Source organism: Sphingobacterium sp. UBA5639, from assembly GCF_002421245.1.
GTDB classification, from domain to species: domain Bacteria; phylum Bacteroidota; class Bacteroidia; order Sphingobacteriales; family Sphingobacteriaceae; genus Sphingobacterium; species Sphingobacterium multivorum.
In genome coordinates this window covers 1-20,229 of sequence record NZ_DIJR01000017.1, presented here as the reverse complement: position 1 = coordinate 20,229, position 20,229 = coordinate 1, and the positions used below count along the sequence as shown (strand labels likewise).

The following is a 20,229-nucleotide window of genomic DNA, read 5'->3' as shown; positions in this document are numbered from 1 at the left end:
GCATCAAAATTGGCGAAGAACCGTATAATTCCGAGATAAATTGGCATCAAAATACCATAACAAGTAAGCAGAATAATTGTTATTGCACGAATCAATTTCATATGATCTATATACCTAAACCTTTTATTCGTTAAACACCACAATCGCCAATTTACAGTTTTACAATAGCTAAAAAATCGATAGTTTATATGTGTTGGCAATCATTTATAATTCGTTAGTGATCCATCAATTTACACAAACGTTTGTGTATTCAATTTACTTGAATCTCTAATTTATTCTCAGTATACTCGTGATAACATTATAATCAATTACCCAGAACAGTGGTTCAAAAAATAGACTAAACAGACAGCAAAGCAACATTACCGGAATACGGACTAATATATTCTTATAGCAACATATTTTAAAACGCTAAAAAAATGAAACAGATTGGCTTAAAAATCAAACAGGAATGGAAGTTTCTTTCCATATTCGTCATCTGCTCTTTACCCGGCTTATTCAGCATGGCACAATCCAACACACCGGTCCTCCGTATCGGTATCATGGCGGATATGCAATACGCAGACAAAACAGACCACGGTAGCCGTTTCTACCACAATTCATTAATGAAGGTCGATACGGCTGTAGACTTCTTCAATCGCAATAAGGTCGATTTTTCATTGATTCTTGGCGATCTTGTCGACGAAGGTCCAAAAGATCTTCCAGTACTGTTAGAACATCTCTCCCCCTTAAAAAAAACGACTTATTGTCTACTTGGAAACCACGACTATGTCAACGTATCCAAACCAGATCTTTTGCACACTACTTTTGGGATGCCAGCTAAATACTACGCATTAACAAAAGGAAAATGGCGATTTGTTTTCTTAAATACGAATGCGCTCAGTGAATATGCCACAACGCTCAATTCAGCAGACCAACGTGAATGGAAAACCTTGATGGATAGCCTATAGGCAGGCGGAAGGAAAAATACGCAACCCTGGAATGGCGGGGTTGATCGAAAACAACTCGAATGGTTACAAAACGAACTTGCCCAAGCGCGGAAAAACAAAGAGCATGTGATTGTATTGACACATCATCCTTTATTGCCTGAAAACGGCTATGAAATACTCAATAACCGGGAGGTTCTTGATATACTATACAAATTCCCAGAAGTTAAACTGGTACTTTCCGGTCATAATCATAAAGGCAATTATGTGATGGTAAACAATATTCCTTTTGTAACCATGGAAGGTATGATAGAAACACCTACAAGCAATGCCTATGGTCTTTTGGAGCTTTATCCGGAAGAAATCAAAATCAAAGGCCAGGGTAGACTCAGTTCAAGAGTTTTTAAATTATCATCCAAATAAGGCTCAATCGGGCGATTAAAAAACTCGCCATAAATGAAATTTAAATAAAACACCCCCAACAGCGAAAGCCGTTGAGGGTGTTTTTTATTGAATGGGTTTAGTGAATACACTATTCTAAGGTTGGATTAAATGTTCCGCCCCAATCTTTATTCTGCTTGATATTCGGATTTTTATCAATGACTGATTGTGCTATTGGAAAGAAATAATAGGTATCTGGTACCAGGTTCACTTTGTTTCCTGTACTTGGCACCTGCAAGAAACTATATTTAAACTGATTCTCTTTCAACGTGTATGTTTTGGCCAATACATTTGCATCTTCCAGTTTCATTTCAGTTCCATTAGCATTGATCGCAATAGCTTCAACTCCATGCTTTGTCGTATTGTTTAGTATATTTAACTTACGTAACCGTCGTAAATCCCAAAAACGATGTCCTTCAAAGCAGAACTCAATATTACGCTCTGCTAAAATGGCTTCACGCATTTGCTCTTTCGTAGTCGCTGCAATACCATATTTATTATCCGCACCAGCTTCTATACCCGCTCTTTTTCTGATCTGTGTCACCAAATCTAAGGCTGTCGCAAAGTCTCCGGTTTCATTTGCTGTTTCAGCATAATTCAACAGGACTTCGGCATAGCGCATCAAGACAAAATCCACATCATACTGGGTTTCCACTTCGGTCTGTTTTAATGATAATTTAGAGTTTTTTAAGATAAAAAATCCACTATATCGATCCAAATTGGAAGAAGGTGTTTTTGCGTTAGGGTTTATACCAAAGTCATCTAAAGCCGGAGCAATACCTACGGAAGTGTATTGTCGTTTGCCAGTCTTTCCTGAAACTTCATAAATCTTGGCATTCCACACAATGGATTTATCAAAACGCGGATCGCGGTTTTCCCAATAGGATTGCAAAAATTGATCTTCTGTCTTATAGTATTTGCCCGTTTGATCGGAATAAAGCTTTCCATCTTTCATTGGAAAAGCTTTTACAAATTCCCAGGATGGAACGGAACCCGCTGGCCCCCTACTTTCGGAGCCGGGTCGTACGCCATTATCCCAATTAGCGACTTTATTTGGATAAGTATTAATCACAGCAAAAACAACCTCTGGTCCTTTTTCAACCAGCGCAATATTGGAATAATCTGGAGTCAAACTATAGCCATCCGCTTTAAGTTGCTCATAAGCCAATTTATTCGCAGTGTTGGCCTCCTGCCAATAAGCATTTCCATAAGGATTGGAGGGATTAAACTGGGGTGAAGCTTTATATAACAATACTTTCGCTTTAAAAGCTGCCGCAAAATCACCGTCAACCTTTCCATAATCTGCCGTACCCTTGGCAATCGTTTTTGGCAGTAAGGAAATAGCCTGATCCAAATCTTTGATCATCAGATCAAAACACTCTTTTGTAGAATTGCGGGGTACATTAAGATCATCATTTTTTAAATCTTGAGGTACCGTAATATAAGGGACCCCACCATGAATCCTGACCATATTAAAATACATATAGGCACGGAGAAACAAAGACTGCCCAATCACCGCATTTTTGAAGTCCGCTTTTAGCACAGTACTTTCACCAACTTTCTGTATCGCCGTATTAATTTTTCGGATGGTTGTATAGTCCCAGGATTTGTAAGAACCGTTGTTGACGGTGACCGCATCCAAGGGGAAAGCGATGCCAATTAGTTGTTCCGAATTTCCATCCGCACCAGCGTTCCAGTTGCCAAATAGTGGATATAGATTGGCAAGATAGCCGTTGACTAGATTTGGATCGGCCCATACCTTGGCTTCATCCAGCGAATTGAGATCATCAATGTCCAGCACATTTTTACAGGAAGACATACACAGAGCCAACGCTATTAAAGGATAATATATTTTTTTCATCTTTTTTTCATTTAAAATTTAACATCAAGTCCAAACGTAAAGGTTTTCATGACTGGATAAGAATCATACAGCTTTTGTTCCGGGTCATGGAATTCTTTCATCGGCGAAAAAACAAACAAATTGGTTCCATTGAAAAACAGATTGACATCTTTTACACGCAATTTCTCTGTCATGCTTTTCGGCAATCGATAAGAAACATTAATGTCACGTAAGCGCAAATAGGCTCCATTTCTTATCCAGAATGACGAAGGGGCTGCACCGGATTCGGCCCATCCAGAGTACCCCGTTGGTCGCGGATATTTGGCGTCGGTATTATCCGGTGTCCAGACATCGGAAGCCCAAATTGGATAATATGGACGGAAGGTATCACCGTGCTGGCGCATTCCACCGCCTTCTTGATTACTGATCATGCGATCATAAGCAAGAACTCCCTGAAATAAAGCCGAGACATAAAAGCCCTTCCAGCTCGCATTGAATCCAAACCCATAATTGATGCGCGGAGAATTATTGTCCGACAATAACTGCAAATCGTTATCATCAATTTTCCCATCCGGGCCACCTGAATAGTTCGCCCCCTGAATATCTTTATATAAGATCATCCCAGGAAAAGGATCCCTTCCGTAGGTCTTAAATCCTTTTGCTTTCAGCGCGTCGGCTTCAGCCTGTGTCCTTACTAAACCCAGTGCCTCTAAGCCGATAATTCTATTTTCTGGCCGCCCAATTCTGGAACGAAAGTTCTGCGGTTGGCCGGCAGCATACGCCGGTTCCTCGTCAATGATATCCCAGCGGTCTTTTGCATAACCCAGATTCCCATTGAGCCCATAGGTCACCTCGCCCACCTTATCATTCCAGTTCAACGAAATCTCCCCGCCTTTGTAACTTCTTGCGGCATAGTTTTCAGGAGCAAGTGCGCGACCATAGTTATCCGGAACTTTCAGTGATCTTGGTCCTAGGATGTTAGTTTCCTTGCGTGAAAACAGATCTAGGCTACCGGTCAGCTTATTCTTAATAAATCCAAAATCCAAACCGAGATTGACGCTTTTAGAAGTCGTCCAAGTGAGGTTCTGCGTCGGTGTTGCACCATACGCAATACCATTGTAATAGCGATCTCCGAACATATAGCCACCAGAGCTGTAATATTTTTCCAGATAGCCAAACTGACCGATTCGATTAGCATTTACATCCAAATCATTACCCGTTGTACCGTAAGAAGCTCTGAACTTCAAGTCTGATATCGTATTCTTTATATCCGTAAAGAAGTTCTCGTCCGATACACGCCAGGCTGCCGAGACTGAAGGAAAAAAGCCCCACCGTTTATCGCTAGGAAACAAAGGTGATCCATCGTAGCGGAAAGAAAACTCCGCAATATACTTATCTGCATAATTATAATTAGCACGCCCAATCACGCCGCGTCTTGAATCAATTGTTTCATTGGCAGTTGTCGACCTAAAGTTCCGATCTGTAGGATAAATAAACACCTGATCCAGGGCTGTAATCGGATTCTCTGCCCGTGAAGTAACGTACGTCCCTCCTTTTTTGGACTGCTCATAAACCAATGTCCCATCGACGGAATGTTTACCAAACTTGCGGTTATAGTTTAAAAACCAGTTTACCTGATATTCCCACAATCGTTGTGGGCTGTAATCCATGAAAGGCTGACTCTGGCTAAAAGTAAAGATATTGATATTCGCTTCCGAAGGCGGGGCCGGTATAAAGCGGTTGTCATTTGGATTCAGTGAAGTAAAGGTGTAGTTTTTTTGAAAGCTCATATAGCGCTTGCGCATATAGTCACTGGCAAGATAACTCCCCACAAGTTTTGTCGATAGACCTTGTACCAATTTATCCAGCTTCAAGTTTAGGGTCATAATAGGATTAACCTGCCGCACTTTGCGGTCGATATAACGATCACCGATGACCTGGTCGATCACATTCCATGCCTGCCAACTTCCCATAGGTGTCTGTACGGGATAAGCCGTTGGTGTATTGCTCGGTGTTCCGTCTGCATTCAGGTAAAACGGATACATCTTTGGCCAGTTGAAGGTAACACGGTAGAAATCGGATACATCAAAATCATCATCATTGGAAGATGTGCTAAAGGGCCAAAAAAAGCGCTTCGAATTAGTCTGGTTGGCTGAGATATTAAAATCCATGCTAAAATCTTCGGTAATCTGCGCGGAGATATTGCTGCGCAAATTGAACTTCTCATGTTCCAAAGATTTATAGGATCCATTTTCTTTGCGGTAGCTCAGCAAGCTATAATAAGTAATTTTGTCGCCACCACCATTGACCGATATGGATTGCCGATGGGTAAATGGATTGCGCCAGATCACATCATTTGCATTGTAATTTTTATCCTTGAAATAATCAAACTCTTTTTGTCCATTTGGGATGGAAAGACCGCGAAATTCGGCGACCCTGTTTTGATAGGTGAGTTCATCTTGTGCAGTCGTTAAATTCGCAAGAAGTTCCTGTGTTGGCGTATTAAAAGTATAATTACTTTGTACATTAAAAACTGGTGCTTGCGCTGTTCCTTTTTTCGTCGTCACAACGACAACGCCATTACCCGCCCGGGTGCCGTACACCGCGGCAGTCGCTGCATCTTTTAAGAAGGTCATTTGGTCGACCTCGTTCGCTTCAAGCACATCAAATGCAGCTTTATCGCGGACCACACCATCAATTACATAAAGTGGCTCGGCAAAACTCCCCCGGATACGCAAGCTCGACGATGCTCCAGCCATCCCCGAAGTATTGGTGACATTGACCCCCGCTGCTCTACCGGCAAGTGAATTGGAAAGATTTGAACTGGGGATATTTTTTAGCTGTTCTGCATTGACGGTAGCGACGGAACCGGTGATATTCCCTTTCCGCTGCTTACCATAGCCAATGATCACGACCTCTTCAAGCGCCTGATCACTCGAAACCATAACAACACTGATGTTGCCTGCGGAAACGGCTACCTCCTGTTTTGTAAAGCCTTGGTAGTTCACGACCAAAACATCACCACGCTTGGCCCGAATAGCAAAAATACCTTGTTGATTGGAGGATGCTTGAACGGATGTTCCTTTGACGGTGATGGTAGCGCCGGCTAATGCCTGACCTTTCTCATCTTTGACGATCCCTGTAACCTGATCTTGATCGACAATAGCATTGATCGGATCCAGATTCAGTGCGTAAGAATCAGGCTGACTAAACAGCAGGCAGAGCCCCAAAAGGCTAATGGGTCTCGCCTTTCCATGAAGAAAAAAATTTCTCATCATAATTACAAATTGGTTTAAAATAATAAAGAACCCTTAGGCTCAACTTTGGTTTATTTACTTAGCCTGCTTTTCTTTTTGTAAAAAACAGCAAAAGTGGATTAGATTGTCTACTAAATTTAAAAAACAAATTCTTATTTACGAAATTAACATGATTTTTTAATCCGAAGTTCACATAAACGTTACATGCTGAAATAGGGAACGGAAATGGCTGACACAGCAGTGCCGATCTTCAGGTAGAACACCTAAAAACTGTGGTGAATACAGGGGTTTAAAGTGGATTTATACCCCTGTACGAATATTATCTAGGAAATTTTGTTTTGAGGCAAGCCGAAAACGATCAATGTAGAGACCCCGAATGGGGCTTAAAAAAATGAGCCTAAAACTGTAAACTAGCGTTTAAACAAAATTGTCTCCCGTTATATGTTGGAAGCACAACATAACTCTTTTTCGAATTCTGTAATCGACTGTCTACCAAAGGGAGCAACCAATAGGCGATTTTAGTACTTAAGATACCGACCCCAGCTCCCATAGCGATATCCGAGAACCAATGCTTGTCGTTGTACATCCGCAGATAACCGGTACCTGCTGCAACAGCATATCCTGCAATACCGTACCAAATTGACTCCTGTCTATATTCCTGCCAAAGCAGTTCGGCACCAACGAACGCAGTAGCAGCATGCCCTGAAGGAAAGGAATTATTCGCTGAACTATCAGGCCGCCATACGGGAATGGTGGATTTCATAATTTTCACGGTTGAAGTCATAATAATATTAGAAACAGCTGTCGTAAACAGGCGTTGTTTAAGGTTATGCTTGGCAGGCACCCCTACCGCGTCCAAAACAAATACTCCGGCAGTTCCAGCAAAGCGGGTGAAATCGTCCAACTTAATTTTTCGGCTAGTTCCTCTCGATACGCCGTCTCTAATGTCTTCATCTATCCCCTTTAAAAAAGGATTTCCTTTGGCAACGACACCATAGGTGATCAGTCCTACAGGAACAGCCAGTTCCTTGTAAGGAACTTTCTTAAAAAAATGAGATCCGCGGCTCGAATCCGACGGTTGTTCCGACAGAATTTGGGCAATTGAGGTAGCCGGTACTACAAAAAGTGAAACCAGGATACAATAAAAAATAAAGTATCTTTTGTAAGTGCTCATTTTATCCGTATTTATTTTATCGTGCGCAAAGATAATATTAAAATATCCAGTAAAAAAAGACAACGGGCATTGTCAACTCGGAAACTAAGCATCTTGCATCCACCTTCGTCAGAGGGTCAGCTTCCCTTATAGGTTGAATAGCCGTAGGGCGAAAGCGTAATCGGCACATGAAGATGTGTCTGCTCAAAAAGCGTAAACAAAAGTCCGCTGTTTCATGAATTGATGTGAACAGCGGGCTTTAGATTTAAAATTTATGTATGATCAAAGTCCTATCGTCACACCATTGGCAATGACCGCATCTTTTTTCACAACAACAATCCCATCACAGATCATATGCGTATCAAAATCGCCATCATTCAAACCCGGTCCACCAATGATACGAACGTCATCTCCAATTCGGCAGTTCTTATCCAAGATTGCGTTTTCGATATAACAACGTTTACCTACACCTACCGGTGGTGGCTTTTGTGTATTTCCCAACTCCAATACTTCTTCCAACTGCTCATAGTAATCAGTTCCCATCATGTAGGTCGATTTAATAACCGTTCCTTCACCAATACGGGAACGTATCCCAATAACAGACCTCTCCAGTTTATCGCCATTTAAAATACATCCATCGGCAATTACCGTATTATTTAACGTTGTACCCGAAATTTTCGAAGGCGGGAGCATCCGCGCACGTGTATACACGGTTTCATTAAACAAATTGAAATCCGGAATATCATCTGTCAATCCAATATTGGCATCAAAAAATGATTTGATGGTCCCGATATCGGTCCAATACCCATCAAATTGATAGCTCAATACCCGAAGTGCTTCGATAGCATCAGGTATAATTTCTTTACCAAAATCCATCCCCGGGTTGGCGATCAAAAGGTTGCGCAATATGTTTTTCGAGAAAACATAAATGCCCATGGATGCCAAATAATGCCTTCCCTGCTTATGCAAAACCTCCGAGACCTCCGAGGTCCAATTTAATACTTCATCCTTATCGGGCTTTTCGACAAAAGCAGTAATCTCATTCGCTTCATTCGCTTTTAAAATACCAAATCCCGTAGCATCTTTACCATTGACAGGTATCGTAGCGATGGTAACATCGCCTCCATTTTCAACGTGGAAATCAATCAGCTTTGAATAATCCATTTGGTACAACTGATCGCCAGACAATACAAGAATGTAGTCGTAATCGACATTAAGGAGATGCTTCTGCGTGCGCCTGACCGCATCAGCGGTACCCTCAAACCAACGATCGCCCTCGTTGGTCTGCTCTGCAGCCAAGATGTCGACAAAGCCCTTACTGAAAATGCTGAAATTGTAAGAATTTTTGATGTGTGTGTTCAAAGAGGCTGAATTGAACTGCGTCAGTACGAAGATCTTATTATAGCCTGAATTCAAACAGTTCGAAATCGGAATATCGACCAAACGATATTTTCCAGCTATTGGAACCGCTGGCTTCGAACGTTGTTGCGTCAATGGGAAAAGGCGCGATCCTCGACCTCCTCCCAATACAAGGGAAACTACTTTGTGTATCATACCTCAATCCATTAATTGGTTATAAAACTATTATCTTCAAGAACAGGGACCTGATCAGGTTTACGCTCGAGATCCTTTAAATTCAGGTTTAAGAATCCTTATTAAATTAGCAATTTTCCAGATAAGAAGCAAACACCAATTTTGATCAATGATTCTTTTTACAATAAAAGTCATTCTCGAAAAACGAACAGAACCATTCTTAATTTTAACCGATTAAAAGACGATGATTACAAGTCCGTGTCTCCCGTAGATTTAATATCCAAATAGACCACTGAATAAAAAAAGGCAGTAGATATAACCAACAAGCAATAGATTAATACCTATTTGCGGATATTTCTTTTGCGTAAATAACCATAGGATCTCAATAAAGGCATAAATAGACAAGGGTGCCGCAAGACTGACTGTCATAAAATAGAGTAAATATCCTGCCCCCAAACCATCATTTTGTTGCTTAAGAATCAAATATGGGACAAGAAGTAGCAGGAAGGCGATACAAACCACAGAAAAGCGGATAAAAAAATGTCGTTTCAATTTTCTATCTCCTTTAAGAGGTTTGTAGACAAACATAGTTAATCCTGATATATAGACAGTTAACAGCAAATAACCGATATAGTGATGCGCGCTCTCCAAACCATTCCAATCTTGGTTAGCATACGCAAGACCAACAATTAGAAATAAAACAATAAATAAGACTACTTTAATATAATTCATCTAAAAACACAGGGTACTTGCCCTACTAGAGTAATTGAACGCTATAAATTTTAATATCGTATGGCACGCAAGCGAATTACAAGACTTTGCTCCTTTTCGATAGCTCCCAAAATTGAAATTAGATGATCAACTTCCGAGAGGGTAGCTAAACGCAATTTTCATTGGAGAGAAGCACACTATTGACCTAATATTTATGTAAATTGCTAAAGTATATAGAACAAAACAGCTATGGATTCTTCACTATTGGATGAGAACTATTGGGATGAACGTTATAAGACCAAATCGACAGGCTGGGATATTGGCTACGCATCCCCTGCAATCATCAACTATGCAGCGGGGTCTATTGCTAAAGATGCGGCGGTTTTAATTCCAGGTTGTGGAAATGCTTACGAGGCGAAGGCTCTCCTTGCCATGGGGTTCAGTCAAATTACCTTACTTGATATCGCCCCAACACTCGTTGCAAAGGTAAAAAGAGAATTCGAAAATAACCCTAACATCCAAATTCTATGTCAAGATTTCTTCCAGCACCAGGGCCAGTACGACTATATAATTGAGCAAACCTTTTTTTGTGCACTGGATCCTTCATTACGCCCCAGCTATGTACAACAAATGCATACTTTGCTCAAGCCTCAGGGTATACTGATGGGCTTATTGTTCAAACGGGAATTTGCACAACAGGGACCACCTTTCGGTGGAGATCAAACGGAATATCAACACTTATTCAAATCTAAGTTTGACATTTTACACCTGACAAATTCCACCAATAGTATTCCCCAAAGAAAGGGAAATGAACTGTTTTTTGAGCTGCGCAAAAAATTGTCTACTTGTCCGGCATAACCCGATAAGTGGGATCTTCCACGATATTGACCTTCACAATGTCTGCTGCATCTTTTAGCAGTGAGCGACAATCCTCACTGAGATGCCACAATTCGATCTTTTTCCCTTGTGCGGCATAGCGTTCGGTAATTTTGTTAAGCGCATCCACAGCGGACATATCCACCACACGACTCTCCTTAAAATCTAAAATCACACGGTCAGGATCTTCCAAAACATCAAATTTATCCAAGAAGTTAGCTGTCGAACCAAAGAAAAGGGGTCCATAAATTTCATAATGCTTGATGCCCTCGGCATCCAAATATTTTCTTGCTCGAATACGCTTCGCATTGTCCCAGGCAAATACAAGTGCGGATACCACGACACCAATCAGCACCGCAAGTGCCAAATTATGTAAAACCACTGTAATCGCTGCGACAAGAATACCAACAAAAATATCAGATTTCGGAAATTTATTGACAATACGCAAGCTCACCCATTGGAAGGTACCTATTGCCACCATCATCATCACACCGACCAGCGCGGCCATTGGTATCTGCTCAATGAAAGGAGCACCTACCAAAATAATCACTAAGATGGTCATGGCTCCAATAAAAGAAGAGAGCCTCGTGCGTGCACCAGCATTTAAATTGACCAGTGTTTGAGCAACCATAGCACATCCACCCATTCCTCCAAAAAATCCATTGATTGCATTGGCTACCCCCTGCGCCATGGATTCGCGGTTTGCATTTCCTTTGCTCGCGGTTATTTCGTCCACCATATTTAGTGTCAAAAGCGATTCCACCAACCCTACTCCGGCCATCACCAACGAATACGGAAAAATCAGTTGCAATGTTTCCCAGCTCAGGGGTACATTGGGTAAATGTAAATGGGGTAATGTCCCACTGACAGAGGCTATATCTACTACTTTTTTGGTATCAATTCCTAAAAGAGAAACCAAGCCAAACACAACGAGAATAGCGACTAAAGAGGCCGGGACTGCCTTTGTGATTCGAGGAAATCCAATCACGATCAACATCGTCAGTAGAGTCAGTCCGCCCATGATGTATAAGGTACTTCCCGACATCCACTCCACCCCCGATCCTGTGTTCTCTTTAAATTGGACCACTTGCGCCATAAAAATAATGATGGCCAGTCCGTTTAAAAAACCGTACATCACAGGCTGCGGAATTAAGCGTACAAATTTCCCCCATTTAAAAAGTCCGACCAAAAATTGTAGAAGCCCCGCCAAGACGACAGCAGCAAAAAGATAATCAATACCGTGACTTGCCGCCAGGGCCATTAAAACAACCACTGTTGCACCAGCACCTCCAGAGACCATCCCTGGCCTGCCTCCCAAAACGGAAGTAATCAAACCCATTAAAAATGCTGCGTAGAGTCCCGTTAAAGGCGGTAATCCAGCCAAAATAGCAAACGAAAGTGATTCCGGAATCATCGTCATCGCGACCGTTAATCCTGCAAACAACTCATTCTTAAGATTGATCGATTTTATATTGAATATTTCAAAGGTATTGTTCATTTCTAATTACTTGAACAGGATAATTGCTGCAAAGGTACTAATCGCACAAACACTTTTATCCTATATTTGTTATTCTTTACAAATTTTATCGCAAAACAGTATGTTCATTTCGATCAAACAACGCATTAACCAACGTCACTATAGTCTCTTTATATTTATCTTTTGGGTGCTTGTCCAGCTCGGGAATATAGGGCCAAGTAAGGCAGCACTCCTTCCAGCAAGAGACTCTTTAATGAATTCAGACAGCCTATTTCGAGCGACATCAGTCGAAAAAAATCACTTGTTCCACCGCGAGCAGCCAAAACCATGGAACAATCATCGTATCAATGTAAAACAAACAGACAGTCTATTTGATTACCAAAAAAAGAACTTCTTAAGGGCGGGAATTGAGTGGTTCTCCATCCAGGCTATTCCTGCCTCGGTTAATTACTTCATTCGAAAAGATCCTGTTTCCCATATTTCCTTTAAAAACTTCTTTAGCCATTTAAAACTGTCTGCCTGGACCTGGGACGACAATCTTTTTGCAACGAATCAAATGGCGCACCCTTATCACGGTCAGTTTTATTTCAATTCCTTCCGATCCAACAACTATAGTTTTCTACAATCAACAGCTGCAACCGTAGCTGGTAGCTATATCTGGGAAACTGCAGGTGAAACCGAACCCCCATCCATCAATGATATCATCAACACAAGCTTTGGGGGTACTATTTTAGGTGAAATGACCCATAGACTATCGCATCATATTCTTTCACGACCAAGCCTAACTAAAGGACAACGTAATAAAAAAGAACTACTGGCCATGCTGATCAATCCGATAAACGGACTCAACCGATTGCTCGACGGGCGCTGGGGAGATAAGGTCAAGGGAGCTGTTATCGACAGTTCTTTAGTGCACACCGAAGTTGAATTGGGGCTAAGACGGTTTGATGCCAAAGAACATGACATCTTAAATAAAGGAAAGAATGACGTATATGCACGTATCAAACTGATTTACACCAACAATGATATAGACAAAAAGAAACCCTTTGATGACTTCTTCCTCAATTTGGAACTCGGATCAGATGATAGTTCCATTGTCAATGCGGTCAATGTCTATGCTTCGCTATATGGAAACCGTATTCTCTCCAATTTAACAGGACGCCACCGTGGTATCGTGTCTGCACATTTCGACTTTCTGCGCAATGAAGCTTTTTATTACGGATCCCAGAGCATCAATTACAATGTCTTTTCAAACTTCAATATTGGTAGCCGTACCAAGCTGACAACCATTCTTGGTGGTGGTCCGGTGGTATTGGCCGCTGTACCCGATCCCTACCTCCATTTTGGTGAAAGCCGCACATACGATTACGGACCCGGAGCTGATGTTAGGGCTTCGGCTACATTGAGCACATTGAACCGCTTTAAATTTGGTGTAGATTATCGTGGTGGATATTTTGTCACAATCAGTGGTAACAAATCCCACCATTTTCTTCATACGGCATCCACGAGTGCTTCAATGCGTATCTGGAAGAACTTTGGCGTCAACCTTTACTCTGGTTACTTTAGATTGGAAGGTCGTTATCAAGACCATAACAACGTAAACAAAGACTATCCTTTTGTCCGGATAGCCCTAGCCTACAACTCTGAATATTAGCTATAAAAAAAAGGCTTAACGCATTTGGTTAAGCCTTTCTCATCAATTTGTCCAATACTTCTTTAACGCTTCCTTTAAACGCGGGTCATACCCGTATATATCCGGATAAGTAACAATTTTACCTTCGTCATCCAACCAAGTTGTATAATACGTGATATAAACTGGCATCTGCCGTTTTAGTGTTACCCAGCGAGACTTTGAAATGGAATCTGTCGTAATTTCTTTCGCAATTTTTTCGGCCTGTTTTTCATTATTGACAAGATAAGAAGCCAAATCCACAGGTTTTTCTACACGCACACAACCATGGCTGACCGCCCGGTTGCTTTGCCCAAACATTTGTTTTGCCGGCGTATCATGTAGATAAATAGAATAGGGATTCTCAAACAGGAACTTTACATTCCCCAATGAATTATCTGAACCGGGATTCTGTTTGAAACGAAAATTCTCCACAGAATCCGAATTCCAATTGACAGTTGTGGGATCCACTTGTTTACCTTTGTAATAAGCCACCATATTGCGCGACGCCAAATAGTTTGGATTATTCCGAACACTTGCCAATAATTCTTTCTTAACAATACTGCTTGGAATATTCCATACCGGATTAACTTGCATGGCATCCAACATCCCCTGCATCACAGGCGTCTCATGGTTCTCACCTTTCCGCGTATATGCCGGATTGTCTGTTTCACCCACACACACATTCATCAGTTGGCTTGTCTTCCCATCTTCCATGATATGTAAACGCTGTTCAGGTATGTTCACAAATACATATTTCTCCGGAAAAGCATCCCCCATCCAGCGCAATTTTTCCAATACCATTAACACCTGGCTTCGTTGTGCACTGTTTAGATTCCCATTTTCCAACAAATCTTGAAATCTAGTATAATATTGATTTTTAGGCTGTATATCGGCCAAGACGTTTCCGATTTTCACGCTGTCCAACAAGTTGACAACTTTGCCATAGCTCATACGTTTTTGAGGAACGAAATACCTTCCATAAAGGCGTTTGGGATTAACCACACCATATTTGATACTGCTGATATAAGCCACGAGTCCATCAGTGCTCAATAAGTCAAGCTTCGCCAATAAAGGATAAACTTCGGCAACATCTTTGCCCTTCAGTTTTCGAAGCGAAAACAACGTTTCCTTAATCGCAGCCGTATGGAAATAACTGGTCCGAATACCATGCTCTTCGCTTCGCTCGAAGTAAGTAATCATAGTATCGATACTACCATCAAAGAGATGTTCGGCAATTAAAGTCATCCCTTCAGTAGAATCCGATAATTCCTTCATCCAGCTCGGATTAACCAATTGGGATTTTTCCTTAGCATACACGTCACGGAAGACTTTTACGTAAGCAGCTGTGTCAAAATCCTTATAGGACTTATTTTCAAACTCCTTCGCCAGCACATCGCCATAAGTTGGAGGGTTATCTTTACAAGAAAAAAATACTACTGAAATAAATGAAATAAAAACTAAAAATCGTAACATATTACAAATCGTGAAAAAGAAATGGCTTCGCAATAATGAAGCCATTTTCTGGGGACAAAGATAAATAATTCTTATGGTCTAAAGAATCTTACCTGTCATTGAATCACTACAGAATCAATCACTGTATTTTTTCAGAAAATCTTCCAGCAATTCCACCATATCGGTATTGCCCAAAAAAGCTGCTGATCGTTGGTGCAAAGTTTTTGGCTCAATAGCTAGTATACGCTGAGATCCATTCGAAGCTTTACCTCCGGCCTGCTCGATAATAAAAGCGATTGGATTGCACTCATACATCAATCTCAGTTTCCCATTAGGGTGTGCAGAAGTCGTTGGATAAAGAAAGATGCCCCCTTTGAGGAGATTACGGTGAATATCGGCGACCATTGAGCCGATATACCGTGACGCATAGGGGCGTTTCGTTGCACTGTCTTCCATTTGGCAATATTTGATATATTGCTTGACGCCGTTTGGAAATTTGGAATAATTTCCCTCGTTAATTGAATAAATTTGGCCCGAAGCCGGAATTTTCATGTCGGGATGGGATAAACAAAACTCGCCGATCGATGGATCCAATGTGAATCCGTTTACGCCCTTTCCGGTTGTATACACCAACATGGTTGAACTACCATAGATCACATAACCTGCAGCGACCTGTTTCGTTCCATGTTGTAAAATATCATTGCTATTACAAGAAACACCCGTATCAGAAATTCGTCGATAAATGGAAAAAATAGTCCCCACAGATACGTTGACATCAATATTGCTTGAGCCATCCAGGGGGTCAATACACACAATATATTTGGCATTTTTGGAAACCCCTGACTGGATGTAAACTGGATTTTCATGCTCCTCTGAGGCAACTACACAGCATTCGCCCCCACTTTGAAGTGCTTTGATAAACTGTTCATCAGCGTAAACATCCAGTTTCTTTTGTCCCTCGCCCTGCACATTAACCTGTCCTACATCGCCTAAAATATCAACCAATCCCGCTTTATTTACCTCTCTATTTACAATTTTTGCCGCAATTCCAATATCGCGCAAGAGTCTAGAAAGTTCCCCTTTGGCATATGGAAAATCGGCCTGTTTTTCAATGATAAATTGACCTAGTGTAGTTATACCACTCATAATATTGTTTTATTGGATATTTGTTGCACAAAGCTAAAAAAGTTAAACAAACTTTAGCAAACACATGCTGCTCATATTTAGCATTTTAGCAGACCAAATACGCAATCGATTGCGCTAAGTTTTGAAAACTCTTCTTTGCTAAAACGATTATTAGCTATTAAAAAGATAATAAAAGGTGGAAAGCAGTGGATAAATTTCAAAGAGCGACGATTAGAAAAAAAAACAATAAATGCTAAGTATTTGGTAATTTTGGCTAAATATTCTGATACAATGCAACAACTTATACAGCTCATCGAAAAGGAAAAATTGGGAAGCCAATTGGTAAAACAGCACACGTTGATCATAGATGATAAACAGGTCGTTCACGGCGCCCTATTCATGGTCAAAACCACAAAAAAAACATTTAAACTGATGATCCCGGCACCTTTTCACGAAGCATTGCTGAAAGAGCAGGTCAGCATCAATACATTGATCAAACATCCCCAAGTGATGCTATTAGCTTAATCAACGAGATATTCCACCCCTCATAACTACCCCCAAGCAAACAAAACATAGTTCGATTGTGTTTATCATAGCGTGATTTCGATGTTTTTCACATCACATTCCGTCTCCCGAAGACTAAAAAGCTGGCTCGACCTAGAAAATGGGGGCAAATTGAAAGCATATTATCAACGGGAAATTTTACAAAAAAACCCGGTAAAAGTGTAAAAATCACCTCGATATAACTTTTAACTTTAGGCAACAAAGACAACGCTATGCAACACCGCTATACACTTTCAGGAATGTCCTGTGATGGATGTAAAACAACAATCGAACATGCATTGAACGAGTTACCTGGGGTTCATGCCGAGGTGACTTTAAACCCACCAAGCATCACAATAACATCCCAGAAACACATTCCGTTACAGCAATTACAGGAAATAATATCCAAATTGGGGCCATATCAAATCGGCGAAGCACATCAGCATACTTCCGAAGTTCCCTCCGATCAATCCATGGAAGTTCCGCCTATCCATAGCGAACAGCAACACAATCATTCCGCTCAGTCAAATGCGACAATGCATCAGTCACAAACATTAGCTACGCCCGACAAAGTACATCATAGTACGTCTGCAGATAAATACTATTGTCCCATGCATTGCGAAGGCGATAAGCTTTATGACTCACCAGGAAGCTGCCCCGTATGCGGCATGAACCTGGAAAAGATCCCCATATTAAAGACAGACCTTCAATATACTTGCCCAATGCATCCTGAGATTGTACAAGACCATCCCGGAAATTGCCCCATATGTGGTATGGACCTTGTGCCTATAGCCAATGGTAATAATGCGGACGACGATCATACCTATCGTAATCTTCGTATGAAATTATGGGTCTCTATCCTATTTACTGTCCCCATATTTATACTTTCCATGGGTGAAATGCTTCCGGGCAACCCGATCGGTAAAATCATTCCGCCGAGCTGGTCGGGATGGATACAACTGGTTTTATCTTTACCGGTTGTTTTTTACACCTGTTGGTCTTTTTTTCAACGTGGCTGGGTATCTTTCAAAACCTGGCGCCTTAATATGTTTAGCCTGATTGCACTTGGTGCTGGAGCTGCGTTTGTCTATAGTTTGGTAGGTCTATTTTTTCCGCAGATCTTTCCTGACGAATTAAAAAATCACCATGGCTACATTGCGCTTTACTTCGAGTCCGTTACCGTCATTCTAACGCTGGTATTGTTAGGCCAGGTGATGGAGGCTAAAGCACATTCCAAAACCAATTCAGCGATCAAAGAACTGATCAAGCTGAGTCCTTCCGAAGCTACGCGCGTGGAAAATGGAATCGATAAAAAAATAGGCATAGATCAAATTCAACTTGGTGATATACTCAAAGTAAAACCCGGTGATAAAATTCCAGTCGACGGACAAATTACGGATGGCAACAGCAGCATCGATGAATCCATGCTGACGGGTGAACCTATTCCAGTAGAAAAGCAGGAAGGCGATCATGTCAGTTCAGGAACCATCAATGGCGACCGCAGTTTCCTCATGAAAGCAGAGCGTATTGGTTCGGACACACTCTTGGCTCAGATTATTCAACTTGTTAATGATGCCAGCAGAAGCAAGGCACCCATTCAACGGTTAACAGATAAAGTATCCGAGGTATTTGTTCCGATTGTCATAATCATTGCAATTTTGACATTTCTTACCTGGTGGCTCTGGGTTCCGTCTGCTTCCTTGGCGTTCGGCTTTGCCAATGCACTTGCCGTATTAATTGTTGCCTGCCCCTGTGCCTTGGGGCTCGCGACACCGATGTCCGTCATGGTTGGTGTCGGAAAAGGGGCCAAACATGGTATCCTGATCAAAGACGCAAGTGCGCTGGAAAAAATGAACCAGGTCGATGTGGTACTAACAGACAAAACCGGTACCATCACCGAAGGAAAACCCACCGTCGATGATATTCAACCAAACTCCTCCAGTAGCAAAGACGAAATATTGTCTTTGGCTGCCGCTTTAAATGCCAATAGCACACATCCTTTAGGTCATGCTATTATTGAAAGAGCAAAAAAAGAAAATAGTAAAACAGAAAGTAAAGTTTCCGATTTCGAAAACGTAGCGGGACAAGGAATCAAAGGAAACATAAACGGAAACAGTATAGCACTTGGCAATCAATTGTTAATGGAGTCTATCGGTATAGCAGTTCCACACGATATGAAGCAGATGGCTGAAACCGCTCAGTTCAATGGAAAAACGGTGTCTTTCCTCGCAAAAGATCAAACCTTATTGGGCTATTTTAGTATTTCAGATCAAATCAAGGCTTCATCGAAGCAGGCAATTCAATACCTCCAAAAACATCAAGTCGATGTAATCATGCTGACTGGAGATAATGTCCATACGGCAAAGGCTGTGGCGGATCAAGTCGGCATCAAGCATTTCAAAGCCAATGCCTTGCCCAAAGATAAGTTGCAAGAGATTCATACATTACAGCAACAAGGCCATGTGGTAGCGATGGCCGGTGATGGTATCAATGATGCCCCTGCCCTTGCTCAAGCCGATATCGGCATTGCCATGGGTACGGGTACCGACGTTGCCATACAAAGTGCTTCTTTGACTTTGTTGAAAGGAGATCTTACTGGAATTGCCAAAGCAAAAGTACTGAGTCATAAATTGCTTCGTAACATTAAGGAAAACCTGGGTTTTGCTTTTGTCTATAATATACTCGGTATTCCATTGGCAGCCGGCCTGCTATATCCATCTTTCGGAATTCTCTTGTCACCCATGATAGCAGCTGCCGCAATGAGTTTTAGTTCCGTTTCGGTTATTTTGAATTCTTTGCGCTTAAATCGTGCAAAGATCGATATCGATTAAAAACAGATATTCCCTATATTCGCTGCTACAATAACGACATATAGCTTACAGTAACATGCGTAATATCTTTTTAATCTTAATTACGGTTATCATCACGGTTGTCTGTGTCAAGAACCCGCAATCGGTGCAGCTCAATTTTATCGGGGAATCGCAAGTGGCACTATGGAAGCTACTATTGGCCTTTTTTATTGCGGGAATTGTATTTGTATCTCTATTGAAAATCGGAAAAAAGAAACAGCGGGCGTATGAAGAGGAAGAAATAGACGAATCGGAAGAAGAAAACGATCACAAAAAGCCTCAATTATCGGATGAAGATCGAGAATTCCTCTCCTAAAAGAAAAAATAAACCACTAAAAATGAAGCCCTAAACAGCTCCTGACTTGTCCCTTTTAGTG

15 protein-coding genes and 1 pseudogene are annotated in these 20,229 nt (G+C 41.4%); 7 read left to right on the top strand and 9 right to left on the bottom strand.

Annotated elements, in window-relative coordinates; translation table 11 throughout:
- The first annotated feature begins 416 nt into the window (after positions 1 to 416).
- Both B4Z90_RS25055 and B4Z90_RS25050 read left to right on the top strand, forming a co-directional pair.
- Positions 417 to 947: a metallophosphoesterase gene (locus tag B4Z90_RS25055; RefSeq protein WP_115048088.1), complete on the top strand. Its 531-nt coding sequence runs from the start codon at positions 417 to 419 to the stop codon at positions 945 to 947.
- Between the two features lie 48 nt (positions 948 to 995).
- Positions 996 to 1,346 (top strand): annotated as a pseudogene (locus B4Z90_RS25050) (metallophosphoesterase); the annotation flags it as partial.
- A gap of 109 nt (positions 1,347 to 1,455) precedes the next feature.
- On the opposite strand, the gene B4Z90_RS10795 reads toward B4Z90_RS25050, so the two are convergent.
- The 6 genes from B4Z90_RS10795 to B4Z90_RS10775 form a co-directional block, all read right to left on the bottom strand.
- A complete protein-coding gene (locus B4Z90_RS10795) occupies positions 1,456 to 3,225 on the bottom strand; it encodes a RagB/SusD family nutrient uptake outer membrane protein (protein WP_115048086.1) in 1,770 nt (589 codons plus the stop codon).
- 11 nt (positions 3,226 to 3,236) lie between these two features.
- Positions 3,237 to 6,482 (bottom strand): SusC/RagA family TonB-linked outer membrane protein, encoded by a 3,246-nt coding sequence (locus B4Z90_RS10790; RefSeq protein WP_115048084.1) that lies wholly within the window; start codon positions 6,480 to 6,482, stop codon positions 3,237 to 3,239.
- Between the two features lie 376 nt (positions 6,483 to 6,858).
- A complete protein-coding gene (locus tag B4Z90_RS10785; RefSeq protein WP_070561926.1) occupies positions 6,859 to 7,635 on the bottom strand; it encodes a phosphatase PAP2 family protein in 777 nt (258 codons plus the stop codon).
- 116 nt (positions 7,636 to 7,751) lie between these two features.
- Positions 7,752 to 7,835: a hydroxyisourate hydrolase gene (locus tag B4Z90_RS25185; protein WP_083295797.1), complete on the bottom strand. Its 84-nt coding sequence runs from the start codon at positions 7,833 to 7,835 to the stop codon at positions 7,752 to 7,754.
- A gap of 61 nt (positions 7,836 to 7,896) precedes the next feature.
- Positions 7,897 to 9,168: a glucose-1-phosphate adenylyltransferase gene (locus B4Z90_RS10780; RefSeq protein ID WP_070561925.1), complete on the bottom strand. Its 1,272-nt coding sequence runs from the start codon at positions 9,166 to 9,168 to the stop codon at positions 7,897 to 7,899.
- 252 nt (positions 9,169 to 9,420) lie between these two features.
- Positions 9,421 to 9,879 (bottom strand): hypothetical protein, encoded by a 459-nt coding sequence (locus B4Z90_RS10775; protein WP_070561923.1) that lies wholly within the window; start codon positions 9,877 to 9,879, stop codon positions 9,421 to 9,423.
- A 228-nt stretch (positions 9,880 to 10,107) separates the two neighbouring features.
- Here B4Z90_RS10775 and B4Z90_RS10770 point away from each other — a divergent pair, with 228 nt between their 5' ends.
- On the top strand, positions 10,108 to 10,716 hold the full coding sequence (locus tag B4Z90_RS10770) for a methyltransferase domain-containing protein (RefSeq protein WP_070561921.1): 609 nt from the start codon (positions 10,108 to 10,110) through the stop codon (positions 10,714 to 10,716).
- Here the strand turns inward: B4Z90_RS10770 and B4Z90_RS10765 are convergent.
- Positions 10,700 to 12,232: a SulP family inorganic anion transporter gene (locus tag B4Z90_RS10765; protein ID WP_115048082.1), complete on the bottom strand. Its 1,533-nt coding sequence runs from the start codon at positions 12,230 to 12,232 to the stop codon at positions 10,700 to 10,702. The two genes, B4Z90_RS10770 and B4Z90_RS10765, sit on opposite strands and share 17 nt — an antisense overlap.
- A 100-nt stretch (positions 12,233 to 12,332) precedes the next feature.
- On the opposite strand from B4Z90_RS10765, the gene B4Z90_RS10760 reads away from it, so the two are divergent.
- On the top strand, positions 12,333 to 13,865 hold the full coding sequence (locus tag B4Z90_RS10760; protein ID WP_053003933.1) for a DUF3943 domain-containing protein: 1,533 nt from the start codon (positions 12,333 to 12,335) through the stop codon (positions 13,863 to 13,865).
- 42 nt (positions 13,866 to 13,907) lie between these two features.
- Here the strand turns inward: B4Z90_RS10760 and B4Z90_RS10755 are convergent, their stop codons facing one another.
- Positions 13,908 to 15,356 (bottom strand): L,D-transpeptidase family protein, encoded by a 1,449-nt coding sequence (locus B4Z90_RS10755; protein WP_083295796.1) that lies wholly within the window; start codon positions 15,354 to 15,356, stop codon positions 13,908 to 13,910.
- A gap of 114 nt (positions 15,357 to 15,470) precedes the next feature.
- Positions 15,471 to 16,481, bottom strand: a complete 1,011-nt coding sequence (fbp, locus tag B4Z90_RS10750; RefSeq protein WP_070561917.1) for a class 1 fructose-bisphosphatase — start codon at positions 16,479 to 16,481, stop codon at positions 15,471 to 15,473.
- Positions 16,482 to 16,751: 270 nt separating this feature from the next.
- Between fbp and B4Z90_RS10745 the strand changes: the two genes are divergently transcribed.
- The 3 genes from B4Z90_RS10745 (at position 16,752) to B4Z90_RS10735 (ending at position 20,168) form a co-directional block, all read left to right on the top strand.
- Positions 16,752 to 16,985, top strand: a complete 234-nt coding sequence (locus B4Z90_RS10745) for a hypothetical protein (RefSeq protein ID WP_046676375.1) — start codon at positions 16,752 to 16,754, stop codon at positions 16,983 to 16,985.
- A 251-nt stretch (positions 16,986 to 17,236) separates the two neighbouring features.
- Positions 17,237 to 19,834: a heavy metal translocating P-type ATPase gene (locus B4Z90_RS10740; protein ID WP_070561915.1), complete on the top strand. Its 2,598-nt coding sequence runs from the start codon at positions 17,237 to 17,239 to the stop codon at positions 19,832 to 19,834.
- Between the two features lie 55 nt (positions 19,835 to 19,889).
- Complete coding sequence (locus B4Z90_RS10735) at positions 19,890 to 20,168, top strand: lipopolysaccharide assembly protein LapA domain-containing protein (RefSeq protein WP_070561913.1); 279 nt, start codon at positions 19,890 to 19,892, stop codon at positions 20,166 to 20,168.
- Positions 20,169 to 20,229 lie beyond the last annotated feature (61 nt).

Coding starts and splice junctions, on each gene's coding strand:
- B4Z90_RS25055 (WP_115048088.1), top strand. CDS start 417: ATGAAACAGATTGGCTTAAAAATCAAACAGGAATGGAAGTTTCTTTCC.
- B4Z90_RS10795 (WP_115048086.1), bottom strand. CDS start 3,225: ATGAAAAAAATATATTATCCTTTAATAGCGTTGGCTCTGTGTATGTCT.
- B4Z90_RS10790 (WP_115048084.1), bottom strand. CDS start 6,482: ATGATGAGAAATTTTTTTCTTCATGGAAAGGCGAGACCCATTAGCCTT.
- B4Z90_RS10785 (WP_070561926.1), bottom strand. CDS start 7,635: ATGAGCACTTACAAAAGATACTTTATTTTTTATTGTATCCTGGTTTCA.
- B4Z90_RS10780 (WP_070561925.1), bottom strand. CDS start 9,168: ATGATACACAAAGTAGTTTCCCTTGTATTGGGAGGAGGTCGAGGATCG.
- B4Z90_RS10775 (WP_070561923.1), bottom strand. CDS start 9,879: ATGAATTATATTAAAGTAGTCTTATTTATTGTTTTATTTCTAATTGTT.
- B4Z90_RS10770 (WP_070561921.1), top strand. CDS start 10,108: ATGGATTCTTCACTATTGGATGAGAACTATTGGGATGAACGTTATAAG.
- B4Z90_RS10765 (WP_115048082.1), bottom strand. CDS start 12,232: ATGAACAATACCTTTGAAATATTCAATATAAAATCGATCAATCTTAAG.
- B4Z90_RS10760 (WP_053003933.1), top strand. CDS start 12,333: ATGTTCATTTCGATCAAACAACGCATTAACCAACGTCACTATAGTCTC.
- B4Z90_RS10755 (WP_083295796.1), bottom strand. CDS start 15,356: ATGTTACGATTTTTAGTTTTTATTTCATTTATTTCAGTAGTATTTTTT.
- fbp (WP_070561917.1), bottom strand. CDS start 16,481: ATGAGTGGTATAACTACACTAGGTCAATTTATCATTGAAAAACAGGCC.
- B4Z90_RS10745 (WP_046676375.1), top strand. CDS start 16,752: ATGCAACAACTTATACAGCTCATCGAAAAGGAAAAATTGGGAAGCCAA.
- B4Z90_RS10740 (WP_070561915.1), top strand. CDS start 17,237: ATGCAACACCGCTATACACTTTCAGGAATGTCCTGTGATGGATGTAAA.
- B4Z90_RS10735 (WP_070561913.1), top strand. CDS start 19,890: ATGCGTAATATCTTTTTAATCTTAATTACGGTTATCATCACGGTTGTC.